Annotated in this window: 10 protein-coding genes; 7 read left to right on the top strand and 3 right to left on the bottom strand. The window is 69.5% G+C overall.

Annotation, left to right across the window (positions count from 1 at the left end; genetic code table 11):
- Positions 1-106: 106 nt before the first annotated feature.
- On the top strand, positions 107-805 hold the full coding sequence (locus HWX00_RS22475; protein ID WP_034187673.1) for an MgtC/SapB family protein: 699 nt from the start codon (positions 107-109) through the stop codon (positions 803-805).
- Between the two features lie 346 nt (positions 806-1151).
- Here the strand turns inward: HWX00_RS22475 and HWX00_RS22470 are convergent, their stop codons facing one another.
- Both HWX00_RS22470 and HWX00_RS22465 read right to left on the bottom strand, forming a co-directional pair.
- Entirely contained in the window at positions 1152-4541 is a 3390-nt protein-coding gene (locus HWX00_RS22470) for a GLUG motif-containing protein (RefSeq protein ID WP_175027417.1), read from the bottom strand.
- Between the two features lie 161 nt (positions 4542-4702).
- Positions 4703-6337, bottom strand: a complete 1635-nt coding sequence (locus HWX00_RS22465; protein WP_244131186.1) for a ShlB/FhaC/HecB family hemolysin secretion/activation protein — start codon at positions 6335-6337, stop codon at positions 4703-4705.
- A gap of 295 nt (positions 6338-6632) precedes the next feature.
- Here HWX00_RS22465 and HWX00_RS37405 point away from each other — a divergent pair, with 295 nt between their 5' ends.
- The 4 genes from HWX00_RS37405 (at position 6633) to HWX00_RS22445 (ending at position 9389) form a co-directional block, all read left to right on the top strand.
- Entirely contained in the window at positions 6633-7079 is a 447-nt protein-coding gene (locus HWX00_RS37405; RefSeq protein ID WP_034187676.1) for a hypothetical protein, read from the top strand.
- Positions 7076-8437 carry a flagellar hook-length control protein FliK gene (locus tag HWX00_RS22455; RefSeq protein ID WP_175027414.1) on the top strand — a complete coding sequence of 454 codons (1362 nt, stop codon included), beginning with the start codon at positions 7076-7078 and terminating at the stop codon, positions 8435-8437. Before HWX00_RS37405 ends, HWX00_RS22455 begins: the two co-directional genes overlap by 4 nt.
- Positions 8438-8610: 173 nt before the next feature.
- Positions 8611-8766, top strand: coding sequence for a hypothetical protein (locus HWX00_RS22450; RefSeq protein WP_167361908.1), 156 nt, complete (start codon positions 8611-8613; stop codon positions 8764-8766).
- Positions 8767-8909: 143 nt separating this feature from the next.
- Positions 8910-9389: a GNAT family N-acetyltransferase gene (locus HWX00_RS22445; RefSeq protein ID WP_124670397.1), complete on the top strand. Its 480-nt coding sequence runs from the start codon at positions 8910-8912 to the stop codon at positions 9387-9389.
- Between the two features lie 130 nt (positions 9390-9519).
- Here the strand turns inward: HWX00_RS22445 and HWX00_RS22440 are convergent, their stop codons facing one another.
- Complete coding sequence (locus tag HWX00_RS22440) at positions 9520-12579, bottom strand: heavy metal translocating P-type ATPase (RefSeq protein WP_175868145.1); 3060 nt, start codon at positions 12577-12579, stop codon at positions 9520-9522.
- Positions 12580-12922: 343 nt separating this feature from the next.
- Between HWX00_RS22440 and HWX00_RS22435 the strand changes: the two genes are divergently transcribed.
- Positions 12923-14359, top strand: a complete 1437-nt coding sequence (locus tag HWX00_RS22435) for a DUF1254 domain-containing protein (protein WP_175029188.1) — start codon at positions 12923-12925, stop codon at positions 14357-14359.
- Between the two features lie 151 nt (positions 14360-14510).
- The gene (locus HWX00_RS22430) at positions 14511-18326 is read left to right on the top strand and encodes a DUF748 domain-containing protein (RefSeq protein ID WP_175029189.1); all 3816 of its coding nucleotides are present in this window, start codon (positions 14511-14513) and stop codon (positions 18324-18326) included.
- The last annotated feature ends 34 nt before the right edge of the window (positions 18327-18360 follow it).

The raw sequence follows: 18360 nt of genomic DNA, 5'->3' as shown, positions 1-18360 counted from the left end.
GAGCGCTTGGATCGAAACGTGTCGGCACGGCCCGGAGGATCGGCGCGGCCGGGGCCAAGGATAAAACATTCCGCGCGGCCGGCACCAAAAAAAGGAGAGAAATCGGATGCTCAGCAACCTGGAACTCGTGATGCGGCTCGTTCTCGCGGCGGCGCTCGGCAGCGTCATCGGCTTCGAGCGCGAGCGCCTGTCGTGGGCGGCGGGCCTGCGTACGCACATGCTGGTGTGCGTCGGCTCGACACTGATCATGATCGTGTCGGCGTTCGGTTTTGCCGATGTGCTCGGCAGCAGCGACCACATCATGCTCGACCCGTCGCGGATCGCCGCGCAGGTCGTGTCGGGCATCGGCTTCCTCGGCGCGGGCTCGATCCTGCTGCGCGGCGAGATCGTGCGCGGGCTGACGACGGCCGCGAGCCTGTGGTCGGTCGCCGCGATCGGTCTCGCGGTGGGCGGCGGGCTCTACGTCGCGTCGATTTCGGCGACGATCATCATCCTGATCATCCTGGCCGGCATCAAGCCGCTGGAGCGGCGCTACTTCACGGTGCGCCAGCGGCGCCAGCTCGCGCTGACGGTCGTGAGCGGCACGCTGACGTTCGACTCGCTGCATGCGGCGCTCGGCCCGGACAGTGCGCGCGTGAAGCAGTTCATCGTGCAGCGTGCCGACGACACGGGCGAGCACGACGAGGTGCGCATCGCGCTGGCGCGGGTGTCGGAACTCGAGTACCGGGCGATCTGCGACAAGCTGCGCGGGCTGAAGGGGGTGACGCGTTTCGAAGAAGGCAACGGATTGTCGGGCGACGAATAGGCCGAAGCGGTTGCGGGGCTGGCGACGATGGCCGATCACGGATTCCGTTCGACGACCGGTTGCGCGTCCGTAGGCCCCAACCCCTTTCCATGACCGACGCTTCGTAACGGGCCACGCGGTTCCGATGAACTGCGGCGCGCGGAACAACGCGACGCTCGATCAATGCCGCGTGTCGCTGCCGGGATCGGACTCGCACAACGTCGACACGGTAATGTGGTCGATGGCGAGACACGCGAACGGATGACCGGCGATGTGCGACCGCCCTTGCCCGGGCGGCCTGGATGCATGGCGGGCGTCGGACCTGCCTGTCTGGCTGGCGAGGCCCGACGCCCGCGCGCGTTCCCGCTTAGTCTTCCACGCGACCGCCGCCGATGTTGACCGCGACCTTCGGCGAACCGGCGGCGTCGCCCGTCGCCGTGTTGCCCGACAGCAAGGAAGCGTTGAAGCCGGCAAACGCACCGTATCTGCCGGCTTCGGTGGAGACGACGCGGCTGCTGGTCGTCGATCCCTTCACCACGCCGAAGTTGCCGCCGACGAGGCCGCCCACCCATGCGCCGCGCCCGCCATGGACCGCACCGCTCGAGGACGAGGCCGTGATGAACCCGGCGTTGTTGCCGACGAGGCCGCCGACGAAGTGTCCGCCCGAACCCTTGACGGTGCCCGACGCATGCGAGTTGTCGACTGAACCCATGAGCGAGCCGACGAGACCGCCGATGTCGCTCATCGGCCCCCCCTCGACGTCACCCGATGCCGAGGACGAGCGGATGTTGCCCTTTTCGTTCGCGCCGACGAGACCTCCCACCGTGCTGCCGGCGCCGGCTTTGACGTTACCGCTGGCTTTCGTGCCCTCGATGTTGCCCCGGTTGAGGCCGACGAGACCGCCCACGTTGCTGGCGGCCAGGGCCGTGACGTTGCCGGACGCCGCCGACGCGTTGATCACGCCGATGCTGAGGCCGGCCAGGCCGCCGGCCGTGCTCGCGTTGCCGGCCGAGACATTGCCAGACGCCTTCGAGGTGGCGATTCGGCCGTTGTTGATGCCGACGAGACCGCCGGCCGTGCTGTCGTTACCGACCAGCACCGCGCCTTCGGCTTCGGATGCCTCGATGGAACCGTCGTTCAGCCCGACGAGCCCGCCTGCCGTCGATGCGTAGCCGGCCGTAACGCTGCCGCGTGCCGACGCGTTGCGGATGAGGCCGTTCTTGTTGTGCGCGACGAGGCCGCCGACCAGGCTTTCATTGCCGGCCTTGACATTGCCGCTTGCCTTGACGTTCTGCAGCAGACCGGTGTTCAGGCCGATGAGGCCGCCCGCCATGCTCGACGCGCCCGCTGTCACGTTGCCCTTGGCCTCGGCATTGGCGACCTGGCCGGCGTTCGAGCCGATCAGGCCGGCCGCCTTGCTCAGTGCGCCTGCCGATACGTTGCCGCTGGCCGTCGACGACGAAATCTCGCCTTCGTTGACGCCGACCAGGCCGCCGGCGATGCTGATATCGCCGACCGTCACCGTGCCGGTTGCCTGCGTTTCGTCGATGCGGCCCGCGTTGCCGCCGACGAGGCCGCCGGCCACCGCGTTGGAACCGGCCGTCACGCTGGACGACGACGACGAGTGGCGGATGACGCCGCCGAAGTCGTTGACGCCGACGAGGCCGCCCAGCATCGCCAAAGGACCGTTGCCGGTTACGCTGCCGGCGCTCGACGAATTCAGGATGAGGCCGTTGTTATAGCCGGCGAGGCCGCCGGTCGCCCCGTCCCGTGCGACTGTCACGCGCATGTTCGCATGGCTGTCGGTGATCTCGCCGCCCTCCGAGAACTTGCGGTTGGCACCGACGAGGCCGCCGGCATAATAGGTCGATCGATCGGCGTCGAGACGGCCGGCCACGGTCGCGCCGTCGATCCGGCCGTTGATGTTGGCGCCGACCAGGCCGCCGGCTTCCGTCACGCCCCGAGCCGTGACCGTGATGTCCGTGGCCTTCACGTTCGAGATCGTGCCGAAGTTATAGCCGACCAGCGACCCGATCGATTCATTGCGCGCCGACGACGTCGCGCGGATGCCGTGCAGCGCGAGGTTGCCGATCCAGCCCATGTTGGAGCCGAACAGGCCGACGTTGGGGCCGTTGGGATTGCTGATGGCGAGTCGGCTGATCGAGTTGCCGAGGCCGTCGAATACGCCGACGAAGGCGCTGCCGTTGTCGATGGTGATGAAGTTCGCTCCGGCGCCGTCGATCGCATTGCCGAGCACATAGTTGCCGGCCATGTTCGACGCGATGTTGCGCAGATCGGCGAGGGTGTGCACCACCTTGTAGTCCTGGCCGTTCGCGCGATACGACGAATACGGGCCCGACAGCGTGACCACGGCCCGGGCATTCGCGAGCACGTGGCCGTTGCGCGAATTCAGTTCGAGATGCGCGTTGCGGCCGGTGAGCTTGACGGCATTGTTCAGGCGGATCCGGTCGCCCGCATTGAGCGTCAGGCGCGCGTTCGCGCCGGTCGCCGACAGCGTGTCGCGCAGGTCGACGTTGGCCTTGCGCGACGTCAGCGTCAGCGCGTTGTCGCTCGTCCACGACACCGGGGCGCCGACCGTCAAATCGCCTTGCGTGTTCGCCAGCTCGATGCTGGTGGTGTCGAGATTGCGCGACAGCGTATCCGTGTCGATCGAGCGCCCGCTGATGTTCGGACCGTTCACGCCGGCGTTCGCCGCTTCGATCGTCCACGTGCCGGCCGTGCTGCCCGAACGCGTGTCGACGCGCGTAGCGGCAGCGACATCCACACGCTCGCCGCGCGTCACGACCGCCCCCACCGGCGCGCCGTTATCCGCCGCGCTCGCGTCGAGCTTGCCGCCGACCTTGACCGTGCCGCCGTCGAGCGTGATCCGGCCGCCGCGACCGGACAGGCCGCGCGCCTCGATCACGCCGGTATTGTTGACCACCGCGCCGAGCAGATCGCCGGCCGCGCGTGCGTTCATCAGCACTGCGCCGCCGTCGGCCTTCAGCAGGCCGCCGTTGTTGACCTGCGCGTCGACGGCGCCGCGTTCGACCTGCAGGTTCAACAGCCCGTTGCCGTCGAAGTTGACGTTGAAGGCTTCGCCGGCGCCGAGTGCGACGCTGCCGAGCTTGGCCTGGATCACGCCCCGGTTCGACACGCGCGCGCCGAGCAGCGCGACGCTGCCGCCCTCCGCGGCGGTGAGGGTGCCTTCGTTGACGACGGAGGCGCCAGAGGTGCCGGCGAAGCGATAGCGGCCTGCGAGGAAGTCGGCATCGGACAGGTTCTGGGTCGACGCGACCAGGCCGCCGACGTTGACCTGCGCGCCGCTGCCGAACATCACGCCGTTCGGGTTGACCAGGAACACCTTGCCGTTGGCGTCGATGGCGCCGTGGATCTGGCTGCCCTGGTTGCCGAGCACGCGGTTCAGCGCGATCGACTGGCTGCCGGGCTGATGGAACGACACGCGCTCGCCGTGATCGACGCTGAAGTCTTGCCAGTTGGTGACGAGCTTGTCGGTGTGCTGATTGATCGACATCGAGCGGCCATCGTTCGAGCGGCTGATGTCGGCCTTCCCGTTGGCGACGGATTCGCCGCTGGGCAACGCGAACGCGGGCAGCGCGGCAAAGCCGAGCAGCGATACGGCGGCGACGGCCGCGCGCTTGCCGCTGCCGGTCTTGCCGCGGCGGCGCGCGGTTTCCCCGACCGCGGCCCAGCTGCGCCGGACCAGGTTCCATACCAGGGCATAGGTCTTGTTCATCGTTATTGTTTCCTCAAGGTTGGGTCGATTCGCCGACATCGACGGGCATGCGTGACGAATCGATACGGGCAGGGCGGGAATGAGCGCCCCGTCGTGTCGCGGACAGCGAAGCTGTCTGCGGTTGCCGTCCGGCCAGGGCCGGACGGGCAGTCGGCGGCCGCTCAGAAATACTGCGCGGCCTGCAGCCACACGCTCGGCGCGCGCGTGACCGTCTGGATCGAGTCGGCGGCGCCGAGCGGCCACGCGGCCGTGACGCCGAGTTGGCGGCCCGCGCCATACCAGTTCAGGCTGAGCCCCGTGCCCGACAACTGCAGCGTGTTGAGTTCGTTGCGCCAACGCTGCTTGTTGAACTGGACGCGCCCGGTATCCAGGAACGCGCCGAGTTGCCAGCCCGGGGCAGCGAGATAACGCAGCTCGACGCTCGCCTGCCAGCCCTGGTCGCCGCTGCCGGCGCCGAGCCCATACGCGCGCACGCCGTACGGGCCGCCGAGGCTGAATTTTTCCGACGCGTCGAGGTTGCGCGACGCGAGTTGCGCGCTGAACTGCGTGTAGAGCTGGAATGGCGCCCCGAGAGACTGCAGACGCAGTGCGTTGAGGTTCAGTTTCGCGAACGGGCCGTGCGTCTTTGCGAACGCATTCGCCTCGAAGGGATCGTTGCCGCGCAGCCGCCCGATGCCGAGCGTCATCGAGAACGCATTGCGGCCGCCGCCGAAGCGATCGTCGTCGCTGTTGCCGCTCAAACCGAACGACCACAGGCCGACGTTCTTGTCGCTGAGGGTGTCGAAACTGCCGTAGTACTCGTGGAGGTTCTTGTTCTCGTAGGACACCTGGGCGTCGAGGCGCGCGCGCCGGCCGCGCAGCAGCGGCTGGATCACGAACGCGCTCTGCACGTTCGCGCTGCCGCGATAGTCGAGCGCGCGGAAATCCCCGCCGAGCCGATAGGTCATGTCGGAATAGGCGACGCCGATCCGGGTCGACGCGGGGCCTACCGGCACCTGATAGGCGGCACGGTAGTAGCGCTGCCGGGTCTGACTGGTGAGGCCGCGCAACGACAGTTGATCGCCGAGCCGTAGCGGCGCGTTGACGTCGAGGATGCCGGTGGCCCGATAGCGGCCGGTGAGCGGATCGCCGAAGTTGTCGAGTTCGAGCGAGCCGGTGGCGAAGCGGGCGCGCTGCGCCGTGACGGCGAGATCGGTCGTGCCGGGTTCGGCGCCCGCGCGCAGCGTGCCTTTCGCATCGACCCCCGGCAACTCGTCGAGCAGGGTCAGGGCACGCTCGAGATCCGCGCCGCGTACCGCGTCGCCGGGCCGCAGCGCGCCGAGCGGCTGGCGCAGCACGCCGTCGAGCACGCGCGAATCGTTATCCAGTTCGATCTTCCCGTAGCGGCCTTCGACCATCGCGATGCGGACGACACCATCATCGATGTCCTGACGCGGCAGATAGGTGCGCGCCAGCACGTAGCCGCGGGCGCGATACCAGGCGGTGACGCGGTCCGCGGCGGCGCGCAGTTCGTCGAAGCCGAGGTCGCGGCCGACGAGATCGGCGAGCAGCGCCTGAAGCTGTGCATCGTCGGCGAGCCGGTTGCCGTCGAACGCGAACGCGCGCACCGGCACGCGCGGGCCGTCGGCCGAGTCGGGCGCGCGGCTGTCACCGTCAGCCGACGGTGGAAGCACGATGTCGGGTGTGACGGGGGCCGGCAGCGCAGGGCGTGTCGTTTCGACGTCGCGCAGTGATTGTCCGGCTTGCGGGACCTGCGCGTGGGCGAGGCCCGGGAGCGCGAGGGCAACGGCGAGCACCTGCGCGAGCGCGCTGGTTGTCGATGCGGCGGCGCAGCGGGTGCCGCGAGGCGGCGAATGCGCGTGGCCGTCCGGCGGGCGCGCGTTGCCGGCCGCCTGGCGTTCTCTGGCGTGAGTGACGGCGGTGGCCGGATCGTACGGGCTGCTGACAGGGAAAATTTCCGACCTCGGGCGATTGGGTTTGGGACTCGGCTCGGCTGGCGAATCGGTTGGTTCGAGCGTCGACGGATGTTATGAAACGTTCGTGCCGGTGAAAATTGAACGAGTACGAGAGGCGGTGGGTTGTTGATCTGTCTTGTCGGATTTTGCGAAGGCAGGTGACAAACGCGAGCGTGCGCGGGTGGCGATGACGTGGGCTCTCGCGATCTTGACGGCGATCCCGATCGCGTACGGATGGGATCAAGTCGATCGAATGGCTGGCCACCCCAAGTACCGCGACGGCTTCGTGAGCGACTGTCCGACCGGTCAGATCGAGTGCGAGCCGTTCATCGTGGAGCGTGCCGACGGCACGGGGGAGCATGACCCGGTGCGCATCGCGCTGGCGCGGGTGTCGGCACTCGCATACGCGGCGATCTGCGACGAGTTGCGCGCGTGGCCGGGTGTCGCGCGCCTCGACGGCGGACACGGCCGGTCGGGCGATGAATACCGTGAATCGGCTGCGGGGCGTGCGACAATGGCCGATCACCGATTCCGTTCGACATCCGGGTCCGCGCCTGTGGGCCCCGCTATCCGATTTCCATGACCGAATCCGTTTCCACGCCTCGCCCCCGTTCCCGTTCCACCCGTTCGTCGGCCCGTTCCCGCCAGCGCTCGGCCGCTGCCGCAGGCAGCACGTCCGCCCGGGCGACGGCACGATCCGGCAGTGCGCCGGCCGGCGACGTGCCGCGGGACGAACGGACGCTCGACCTGTTCGGCGATCCGGTGCTCGAGCCGGGCGAGCGCATGCCGGTTGCGGCGCGCGATGACGCGATCGGGGAAGCCGATGCGGCCGGTGCCGACGACGGGCGACAGGCCACGCTGGACGGGTTCATCGCGCCGGAGCCCGAGATTGCGGCCGGACACGCGGCAGCCGAAGGCGCGGCGCAGCCGGAAGGCGGGGGCGCGGCCGAGAGTATGTCGACACCTGAAGGCGGTTTGGCTGCGAACGTCGACGGTCCATCCGCCGATGGCGGCGCCATGAAGTCAGCCGATTTGCCTGCCGCCGACGGTGTTGCGACGACGGCCGAGGTCTTTGCGGCCGACGGCGCCGAGAAGGCGGCGGCCACGCTGCAAGCGGCCGCTGGCGCCGCGGCGAAGGCAGCCGAATCGCCAGCGGCAGAGGCTGAAGTTGCGAAGCCGGCCGCTGAGGCTGTGGCCGTCAAATCCCGCGAGGGGAAATTTTCCGGCGAGGCCGTGAGGGAGCGCCGCCCGTCGTCGGGCGGCAAGCGCCGGGCGGCTGCCGGTGCGAGCGAAACGGCGGCGAAACAATCCGCGCCGGCTGCGACGCGCGTCGACGCGGCGCCGGAAGCGGCTGAAGCGAACCGCTCGCCGGACATCGCCACCGCGCCTGTCGCGTCACCGATGCCGGTAGAGGCTGCCGAGCCGGCAAGCATCACGAATTCGGCGACAGCCAAGGAGGCTGCCGCGCAGCCCGACGTTCCGCAGCCGCCCGTCACGCAGCCGGTGGCCTCCGTTGCGTCCTTCGTCACGAAGCCGTCGTCGGAGCGCGCGCACCCGGCCGCGCCGGCCTTCGATCCGGATACGCACCTGCGCCCGCTGACCGACCGGCTCGCCGTGCTGCAGTCCGACGTGGACGGCGTGACCCGCGCGGCCGATCGCGAGATGCGTCGCGTCAACCGTCTGCTGCTGGCACTGGCCGTCGTCGTGTTGGCGGGACTCGTCGCGCTGGTGATGCAGACGCGGCAGATCGCGCACCTGAAGCAGGACGCGGCCGCGAAGCAGCAGCGGATCGATCGACTCGCGGCCGACCTGTCGACGCAGCAGGCGACGCTGATGACGCTCGAGGAACACCACGAAGCGCTCCTGTCGCAAGTCGACCGGCTGCAGCGCACGGCGAACCGCGAGGCGGCGGTTGCCAAGCGAACCCGTCGAACGCGTTAATTAATCCGACCCTATCCTGCGGCCCTTACGGGGCAAGGATTACCGTTTCGCGCCGACGATCCGCTGTCGCGCGCGTGCGGCAAACTGATGCGGCCCGCTGGCAGAGTTCAGGGAAAACCCTTAGAATGGAGTCAATCTAAGGGAAAACCCTAGCCCTCTGTCAGGAGTCTCAAATGAGCTTCATCTTCGCCCTGCTGCAAAAGATCGACGACCTGTTCGTGTCCCCGCACCTGCCGCTCGACGCCGAATATTCGTATGCCGCGCGTCGCGCCGAAGCCGAGCGCGTGCGTCGTGCGCACCTCGTACCGATCGTCCTGTATCGTCGCTGATTCGCTGATTCGCTGATTCGCTGATTCGCTGATTCGGCGCGGCGTCCGCCGAACCTGTCCGCCCGTTTTCCACCGCCGCATCGCGCGCCGGTGCGACTGTCCCGCTACACTGGAAGTCCGATTCCGTTCACGGCGACCGGGCCATGCTGCAGATGCGGCCGATGACGGCCGGCGAATTCCACGCGTACCGCACGCGCGCCATCGACGGCTACGCGCGCGATCTCGTGTCCTCCGGACAAAATGCTGTCGAAGATGCGGCCGAGCGTGCGCGCGCCTGCTTCGATACGCTGCTGCCGGACGGCCTGCTGACCGCCGGCCAGACCCTCGTCATGCTCGTCGACGGCGCCAGCGGCGACGCGGTGGGCGACCTCTGGTACGCGATCGTCCCCGAAGGGCCGAACCGCACGCTGTTCATCTACGACCTCGACATTGTCCCGTCCCGGCGCCGCCAGGGCTGGGCCACGCGCGCGCTCGATGCGCTCGATGCCGAGGCGCGCCGGTATGGTGTCACCGAGATCGGGTTGTCGGTGTTCAATCACAACACGGCGGCGCGCGCGCTGTATCGTGCGTGCGGCTTCGCGCCGATCACCACGACGTTGATCAAGCCGGTCGTGTCGGACTGAATCCGCCGACCGGCCCGTCCCGCCGATCCGGTGCGCCGCAACCGGCATATGCCGGCTACCCTCCCGACCCTTCCGGCTGGACGATGGCCGAACGGTCATTCTGCCGTCCGGCCATCGCCCCCCGCACGCATCAGCGTGCGCGGCCTTTCCATCTCCGCAGCAGCAATGCGTTGGTCACGACGCTGACGCTGGAAAACGCCATCGCCGCGCCCGCGATCACCGGATTCAGCCAGCCGAGCGCCGCGAGCGGCACGCCGACCAGGTTGTAGACGAACGCCCAGAACAGGTTCTGCTGGATCTTCCGGTACGTGCGTTTCGAGATGTCGATCGCGTCGGCGACGAGCGCCGGATCGCCGCGCATCAGCGTGATGCCGGCCGTGTGCATCGCGACGTCCGTGCCGGTCGCCATCGCAATGCCGACATCGGCCGCGGCGAGCGCGGGCGCATCGTTGATCCCGTCGCCGACCATCGCGACGATGCCGTCGTGCGTGCGCTTCAGTTCGGCGACGACGCGTGCCTTGTCGTCGGGCAGCACCTGCGCATGCACTTCGCCGATGCCGAGCGCCGCCGCGACGGCCGCCGCGCTGCCGCGGTTGTCGCCGGTCACGAGCACGCTCGCGACGCCGCGCGCCGACAGCGCCGCGATCGCGTCGCGGGCGCCCGGCTTCACGGTGTCGCCGAATGCGATCAGCGCGAGCAGTGCGCGCGGCGCATCGGCACGCATCAGCCACGAGATCGTGTTGCCTGCGCGTTCGAGTTCGGCCGCGCGCGCGCCGAGCTCGGGCGGCACCGCGATGCCGAGTTCGTCGCGCCAGCGCGTGCTGCCGAGCGCGAGCCGCTGCCCGCCGACGCGCGCTTCCACGCCGCGTCCGGCCACCGCGCGGGCATCGGTCGCGACGGCCGGCGGCGTCGTGTCGCCGCGCGCGGCAACGCCCGCATCGTGTGCGGCGACCACGGCACGCGCGAGCGGGTGGTCGCTCTGGCGCTGCACCGCCGCCGCGAGCGCGAGCGCTTCGTCGCGCGGCACGCCGACGGCGTCGAACGCCGTCACGGACGGCTTGCCTTCGGTCAGCGTGCCGGTCTTGTCGAAGGCGATCACGGTCGTGCGCTGCGCGAGTTCGAGCGCCTGCGCGTCCTTGATCAGCACGCCGTGCCGGGCCGCGACGCCCGTGCCGGCCATGATCGCGGCGGGCGTCGCGAGGCCGAGCGCGCACGGGCAGGCGATCACGAGCACCGCGACCGCGTTGAGGATCGCGGTTTCCGTCCCGGCGCCGGCGATCAGCCAGCCGACCAGCGTCAGCACGGCGATGCCGAGGATCGCCGGCACGAACACTTCGCTGACGCGATCGACGAGCCGCTGGATCGGCGCCTTCTCGGCCTGCGCGGATTCGACGAGGCGGATGATGCGGGCAAGCGTCGTTTCCGCGCCGATCGCGGTGGTTGCGACGACGAGCGCGCCTTCGCCATTGATCGAGCCGGCCGTGACGGGGTCGCCGTCGTCCTTCGGCACGGGCAGGCTTTCGCCGGTGATCAGCGATTCGTCGATGTGCGAGCGGCCCGACACGATCCGGCCGTCGACGGGCACGCGCTCGCCCGGCCGGATGCTGACCTGCGTGCCGACGCGCACCTGCGCCAGCGGCACGTCGCGTTCGACGCCGTGCTCGACGACGCGCGCACGGTCGGGCCGCAGCGCGTTCAGCGCGCGGATCGCCTCGGTGGTCTGGCGCTTCGCGCGCGATTCGAGCCATTTGCCGAAGCGCACGAGCGTGACGATCACGGCCGATGCCTCGAAATACAGGTGGCCGGGATGCGCGGGATCGCGCAGCAGCATCCACAGGCTCAAGCCATAGGCGGCCGACGTGCCGAGCGCGACGAGCAGGTCCATGTTGCCGGTGCGCGCCTTCACCGCGTGCCAGGCCGCGCGGTAGAAGCGCGCGCCGAAGCCGAACTGGACGAGCGATGAGAGCACGAGCTGGAGCCAGCCCGGCAACATCAGATCGATGCCGAACGGCGCGACGAGCATCGGCGCGATGAGCGGCGCGCTCAGCACGGCGGACCCGATCACGAGGTTGCGTTCGCGGATGGCTTCGCGGCGCTTGCGTGCATCGGCATCCTGCGCGGGGCGGGCCGGTGGCGCGTCGGCGCCGGCCGGTGCGCCGGCCGACGGCGCGGCGACGAGCGATGCCTGGTAGCCGGCCGTGGTGACCGCCGCGATCAGCGTGGCAGCGTCGAGTGCGCCGGCGCCGTGCACCGATGCGCGCTCGGTCGCGAGATTGACGGACGCGCGTGCGACGCCCGGGACGGCGGCCAGCGCCTTTTCGACGCGGCCGGCGCAGGACGCGCAGGTCATGCCGCCGATCTCGAGTTCGAGGTCGGCGGAGGCGGGCGAGGCTGTGGCCGGCGCGGCGGCGGCGACCGGCGTCGCGCCATAGCCGGCCTGCTTCACGGCGTCCGCCAGTTGCGATGCCGAAACGCCCGCCGCCGCGTCGACGGTGGCACGTTCGGTCGCGAGGTTGACCGACGCGCGCGTGACGCCCGGCACGTTGGCCAGCGCCTTTTCGACGCGCGACACGCACGACGCGCAGGTCATCCCGTCGATATCGAGTTCGATGCTGGCAGGCGTGGCGGGGGCGGCGCTCGGAATGGCGATATCGGGCGCCGTCGGCGTCGCGCCATAACCGGCCTGCTTCACGGCATCCGCCAGTTGCGACGCGGAGACGCCCGCCGCTGCGTCGACGGTGGCACGTTCGGTCGCGAGGTTGACCGACGCGCGCGTGACGCCCGGCACGTTGGCCAGTGCCTTTTCGACGCGCGATACGCACGACGCGCAGGTCATTCCATCGATATCGAGTTCGATCGTGGCCGCCGGAGCACGCGCCGTCGCTGCCGCGGACGGCGTGTCCTCATGCAACCCGTGAGCCGCGTGCGTCGTCGCGCCGGCTTCGAGCGCCGCGTCGCGCACCGCCGCACGGTAGCCGGCCTCGCCGATTGCGTCGACGAGCCGGCCGGGCTCGACCGTGTCCTGCGCGGTCACCGTCGCCGTGTGCGTGTCGAGATCGACTACCGCATCGACGACGCCCGGCACGGCGGCCAGCGCGCGCTGCACGCGGCCCGTGCAGCCGCCGCAATGCATGCCGTCGACGCTCAGTTCGATCGTTTGCAGCGCCGCGGAGGCAAGTGGTTCAGTCATGTCGGATTCCCCAGAAACGCGGTTCGTGCCGCGAATGATTCCAGTATCAACATTCCCATGATGGCAAGGTCAAGCGTCTGCAACGGTCTCATCCATCATTTGAATGGGGGTTGGATCACTCCGAGCCAGCGCCGCCCGTGCCGATCGCGCTCGAACTACCGCCCGACCCGTTATTCGGCATATTGGGGGATGCCCTTAGGCGCTATGATACCGGCCTGACATCAGCGCCCACCGTTGCGAAACGTTGCAAAACGGCATCCGGGCAGGCTGGGGTGCCTTGCATTCGCCGTTCGCGAGACGAACAAGGCGTTGACTCAAAAGAACGATATTCGGCCAGTAATCGATGATTGAAAACCTGCAGGAATCAGTTTCGCTGCGGCGCGCGTGCGCGTCGCTGGCCATGGCGGTGGTGCTCGCGGGGTGCGCGTCGCAACCGGACGCGATCCAGCGGAAAACCGGCTGGATGCGCGCCGAAGTCGCCGACTCCTATGTCTATGCGTATCCGCTCGTGCTGATGGACGTCGCGAAGGAAGCGGCGACGGGCGGTGACGGCGCGCAACCGGGGCAGGCGCCGCTCAACACGCTGCGCCACGCACAGGCGCTGCCGCCCGTCGGCGCGGTCAATCCGCCGCTGCCGGGCGTCGACACGCTCGATTCGACCGGCTGGCTCGACGTCGCCGCCGAACCCGTGATCGTCACGCTGCCCGATACCCGCGGCCGCTACTGGGACGCGCGCGCACTGGACATGTGGACGAACGTGTTGTGGTCGTCGTCGAGCGTCGCGGCTCGGGGTGCCCGCGGCGGCGCGCGGGCGCAAACGATTGCCTTCGCCGCGAAGGACTGGCAGGGCACGCTGCCGAAGGGCGCGCTGCGGATTGACGTGCCGTCCGCCAACGCGTGGCTCGAAGTGCGGCTGCAGACGAGCGGCGGGCGCGACCTGACGAACGTGAAGAAGCTGCAGCGCGCGATCCGCGTGGTGCCGCTGTCTGTTTACACAGGCGCCGCGCGCGGCGCGTCGGTCGCGGTCCATGCGGGCAGTGCGCCGGCCGAAGCGGTGAGCGGCGGCACGCCAGCCGAGCAGGTGGCCGCGCTCGACCCGAAGGCGTTCTTCACGCGCTTCGCGCAGGCGCTGCAGGACAACCCGGCGCCGGCCGACGACGCGCATGCGCAGGAACTCCTCGGGGACATCGGCGTGACGGCCGGCTATCCGGTGCTGTGGACGGGCGACCGCCTCACGGCCGCGACGGCCGGCGTGGCCGAGGCGCGCGCGCGGCTCGTGACGCCGCCGTCGAACCTGCTGAACGCGAACGGCTGGAGCTGGATCGGCGACACGGCCGGCAAGTACGGCCAGGACTACGCGCTGCGCGCCTATGCCGCCTACACGCAGTTCGGCACCGCGACGCGCGACGACGAGACGCTCGCGGTCGTCCGCGTCGACAGCGACGGCCATGCGCTGAACGGCGCGAACCGCTACGTGCTGCATTTCGCGCCGGGTGCGCTGCCGCCGGTGCGCGCATTCTGGACGCTCACGCCCTATACGACGAGCGGCGCGCTGCCCGACGTCGGGTCGGCGCGCCGCTCGCTCGGCGATCGCGACCGGCTGCGCCGCAACCACGACGGCTCGATCGACATCGTCGTATCGGCGTCGCCGGGCGCCGCGCATGCGGGCAACTGGCTGCCGGCGCCGCGCACCGATTTCGCGCTCGCGTTGCGCCTGTACGCACCGAAGCCGCAGGCAAGCGACGGCACGTGGATGCCGCCCGTCGTCGTCCGGAAATGAACGGTTGACCGCCGCGGTTGTCCGACCCGCGGGCGCGGCGGCCGCATCCGACCCTCGTACCGTCACCACCTGAGCCTATACTTTCGGGATAGCGTGCGCGGCCGCCCGGTTGTCCGGCGCGGCCCGGCATCCATTCCCGAGGCATTCAAGCATGGCAAGCGCAGACAAAGAAACCGTACCCTCGACCCTCCATGCCCTCGGTGGCATTGCACGCTCGCGCCGGACCCGGCGTATCGGCATCGGCGTGCTGATCTTCCTCGTATTGTTCGGACTGCTCGGGTTCTTCGCGGCGCCGCCGCTGATCCGCCACGTCGCCGAACAGCAACTGAGCAAGCAGCTCGACCGGCCGGCCACGATCCAGCGCATCGCACTGAACCCGTACACGCTGAACCTCGAGGCCGACGGCATCCACCTCGGCGAGCGCGGCGGCCAGGGCGACTTCATCGACATCGGCAAGCTCGTCGTGAGGCCGTCGTGGTCGTCGCTGTTCCGCGGCGCGCCGATCGTCAACGAAATCCGGCTCGATTCGCCGCGCTTTCACGTCGTCCGCTACGACGCGCAGCGCTTCAACTTCACCGACCTGATCGAGAAGTTCTCCTCCGGGCCGTCGCCGAAGCCCGACAGCAAGCCGACGCAGTTTTCGGTGTCGAACATCCAGGTCAACGACGGCCGGATCGACTTCGACGACCGCCTGCTGAATGAGAAGCACGTGGTCGACAACTGGACGCTCGGAATCCCGTATATCGCGACGCTGGCCTCGAAGACCGACATCTTCGTCGAGCCGAAGCTGCGCGCGCGCTTCGACGGCAGCCCGATCTCGATCGACGGCAAGACCAAGCCGTTCGCGCAGTCGCGCGAATCGGAGGTCGCGCTGAAGTTCGATCGCCTCGACGTGCCGAAGCTGATCTCGTACGTGCCGGCGAAGCTGCCGGTGGCCGTGACGAGCGGCCTGCTGAGCAGCAACCTCACGGTCAATTTCGTGATGAGCGGCGAGACGCCCGCGCTGCGCGTGTCGGGCACCGTCGACCTGAACGACGCGAAGGTGACGGACCTCGCGTCCGCGCCGCTGTTCGCCGCGCGCGGCGTCCACGTCGCGGCGGCCAGCCTCGAGCCGCTTCGCAACGCGATGCACTTCGACGAGATCAGGATCGACCAGCCGGTGGTCGACCTGTCGCGCGACAAGCAGGGTGTGCTGAACGTCGAGAAGCTCGCCGCGCAGCCGGCCGCCGCGCCGAAGGCCGAAGCCGGCAAGCCGGCCGCGTCGGGCGCTGCCGCCGCTTCCGGTGCCGCGGTCGCCGCGGCCAGCGGCGCGAAGGCCGACACCGCCGCCGCCGCCGCGAAGGAAGCGCCGCCGCTCGACCTGACGATCCGTCATTTCGCGATCGACGGCGGCACGGTCAACGTCGACGACCGCGTGCCGGCGACGCCGACCGCGATCTCGCTGACGAAGCTCGCCGCGACGCTCGACGGCTTCTCGCTGCGGGGCAAGACGCCCGCGAAATACACGGTGTCGACGTCGCTGTCGCGCGGTGGCGACCTGACGGCCGAAGGCGCGTTCAGTCTCGCGGCGAAGCAGGCCGACACGAAGCTGACGGTCGCCGCGCTCGCGCTGCCGGCGCTGCAGCCGTACCTCGGCGAGGCGACGCGCGCGCGCGTGCTCGACGGCACGCTCGGCGCGACCGTCAACGCGAAGACCGACTGGGGCAAGACGCCGCTCGCGGCGGAAGTCGCCGACAGCTCGGTCAGCCTGAAAACGCTGAAGATTGCCGCACCCGACAACAAGGCGGCCGCGATCGTGCTGCCCGACGCGAGCGCGAAGATCGCGAAGGTCGACGTTGCCGCGCGCACCGTGGAGATCGCGAGCGTCGACGCGAGCGGGCTGGCACTCGACGTGAAGCGCCTGAAGGACGGCAAGATCGACCTCGCGGCGCTGGCCGAACCCGCGCAGGCGGCCGTGCCGAAGCGCACGGTCGCGCGCAAGGCCGCGGCCGCCGCGCCGACGTGGCACTACCGGATCGACGCGCTGAACGTGAAGGATGCGTCCGCGAACTTCACCGACCTGTCGACGCCGCGCCCGGTGAAACTGGCGATCAAGCCGCTGGAGCTGTCGGTGCAGAAGCTGAGCGACGACATGACGAAACCGCTGCCCGTGCAGCTGAAGGCGACGCTGAACCGCAAGGGTTCGCTGAACGTGACGGGCGACGTGACCGCGCAGCCGCTCAAGCTCGGCCTGAAGATCAACGGCAACCGGCTGGATGCGGCCGCGTTCGAGCCGTACTTCGGCAGCGCGCTGAACGCGACGATCGCGAGCGCGCTGCTCAACGCGCAGGGCAACCTGACGTTCGCGCAGGTGAAGGACACGCCGCGTGCGACCTATCGCGGCGACGTCGCGCTGGTCGACGTGCGGATGCTCGACAAGGCGACGTCCGACCCGTTCGCGGGCTGGCGCTCGCTCGCGCTGTCGAACCTGAAGGCGAACTACGACGAGAAGGGCACCGATGTCGACGCCGCGCGCGTGACGTTCTCGAACTTCTACGGCCGCGTGCTGCTCGATGCGCAGGGGCGGCTGAACCTGAAGGACGTGGTCGCGAAGGAGACGGGCCCGGCGCAGTCGCTCACGCGCGACGCGAGCAAGGGCGAACCGGTGCCGCTGTCGCCGGGCGTGACGCCGCCCGCCGCCGCGCAGGCCGCATCGGCTGCCGCCGCCCGGCAGGCGTCCGCGCCGGCCGCCGCGTCGGCGACGGTGGTCGTGAAGGCCGCACCGCAGCCGCAGAATCCGGTGCGGATGCACTTCGGCCAGCTCGTGCTGCAGGACGGCCGCGTGACCTACACGGACAACTTCATCAAGCCGAACTACACGGCGAACCTCGTCGCGATCAAGGGCACGGTCGGCGCGTTCGGCACGGATTCGACGACGTCCGCGCCGGTCGACGTGGCCGCGAACCTCGCGGGCAACGGGCCGATCTCGATCAAGGGGTCGGTGAACCCGCTGATCGAGAAGCCGGCGCTCGACCTGACGGCCACCGCGCACGACATCGAGCTGACCAACCTGACGCCGTACTCGGCGAAATACGCCGGTTATCCGATCACGAAGGGCAAGCTCAACGTCGACCTGCATTACCAGCTCGCGAACGACCAGCTGTCGGCGAACAACCACATCTTCATCGACCAGCTGACGTTCGGCGACCGCGTCGAGAACGACACCGCGACGAAGCTGCCGGTGAAGCTCGCGATTTCGCTGCTGAAGAACACGCGCGGCCAGATCGACGTGAACCTGCCGGTGTCAGGGTCGCTGTCGAATCCGGAATTCAGCGTCGGCGGGCTGATCTGGCACGCGGTGCTGAACCTGATCGCGAAGGCCGTCACGTCGCCGTTCACGCTGCTCGCGAACGCGTTCGGCGGCGGCGGCGAGGATCTCGGTTACGTCGAGTTCGCGCCGGGTTCGTACGAGCTGACCGACGCGCAGCAGAAGAAGCTCGACACCGTCGTGAAGATGCTGACCGAGAAGTCGTCGATCCGGCTCGACCTGATCGGCCGCGTCGATCCCGCGCAGGACACGCCGGGGCTGCGCGACGCGTACGTCGAGCGTCTGGTGCGCCAGCAGAAGCTGAAGGACGTGGTCGGCCAGGGCGAGAGCATCGATCCGATGTCGGTGAAGGTCGACAAGGCCGAATACTCGAAGTACCTGACGCGCGCGTACAAGGCCGCCGACTTCAAGAAGCCGCGCAACCTGGTCGGGCTGCAGAAGACGCTGCCCGATGCGGACATGAAGCAGGCGCTGGCCGATCACGCGCCGGCCGACGACAACGCGCTGCGTGCGCTCGCGCAGCAGCGCGCGCAGGCCGTGCGCCAGTACCTCGACGGGAAGATCGACTCGAGCCGCGTGTTCGTCGTCGCGCCGAAGCTCGACGCGAAGGGCATCTCGGACAAGGGCGCGACGACCCGCGTCGACTTCGGGCTGCAGTAAGCCTTGCCGCGATCAGCCGCCGCGCCCGCACCGG

Source organism: Burkholderia seminalis DSM 23518, from assembly GCF_902832885.1.
Taxonomy (GTDB): domain Bacteria; phylum Pseudomonadota; class Gammaproteobacteria; order Burkholderiales; family Burkholderiaceae; genus Burkholderia; species Burkholderia seminalis.
Note: the sequence above shows the minus strand (reverse complement) of the source record. Positions and strands in the feature narration are given on the sequence as shown.

What these genes read in the sequence shown, in the direction of transcription:
- HWX00_RS22475 (WP_034187673.1), top strand. Translation starts at nt 107, where the DNA reads ATGCTCAGCAACCTGGAACTCGTGATGCGGCTCGTTCTCGCGGCGGCG.
- HWX00_RS22470 (WP_175027417.1), bottom strand. Translation starts at nt 4,541, where the DNA reads ATGAACAAGACCTATGCCCTGGTATGGAACCTGGTCCGGCGCAGCTGG.
- HWX00_RS22455 (WP_175027414.1), top strand. Translation starts at nt 7,076, where the DNA reads ATGACCGAATCCGTTTCCACGCCTCGCCCCCGTTCCCGTTCCACCCGT.
- HWX00_RS22450 (WP_167361908.1), top strand. Translation starts at nt 8,611, where the DNA reads ATGAGCTTCATCTTCGCCCTGCTGCAAAAGATCGACGACCTGTTCGTG.
- HWX00_RS22445 (WP_124670397.1), top strand. Translation starts at nt 8,910, where the DNA reads ATGCTGCAGATGCGGCCGATGACGGCCGGCGAATTCCACGCGTACCGC.
- HWX00_RS22440 (WP_175868145.1), bottom strand. Translation starts at nt 12,579, where the DNA reads ATGACTGAACCACTTGCCTCCGCGGCGCTGCAAACGATCGAACTGAGC.
- HWX00_RS22435 (WP_175029188.1), top strand. Translation starts at nt 12,923, where the DNA reads ATGATTGAAAACCTGCAGGAATCAGTTTCGCTGCGGCGCGCGTGCGCG.
- HWX00_RS22430 (WP_175029189.1), top strand. Translation starts at nt 14,511, where the DNA reads ATGGCAAGCGCAGACAAAGAAACCGTACCCTCGACCCTCCATGCCCTC.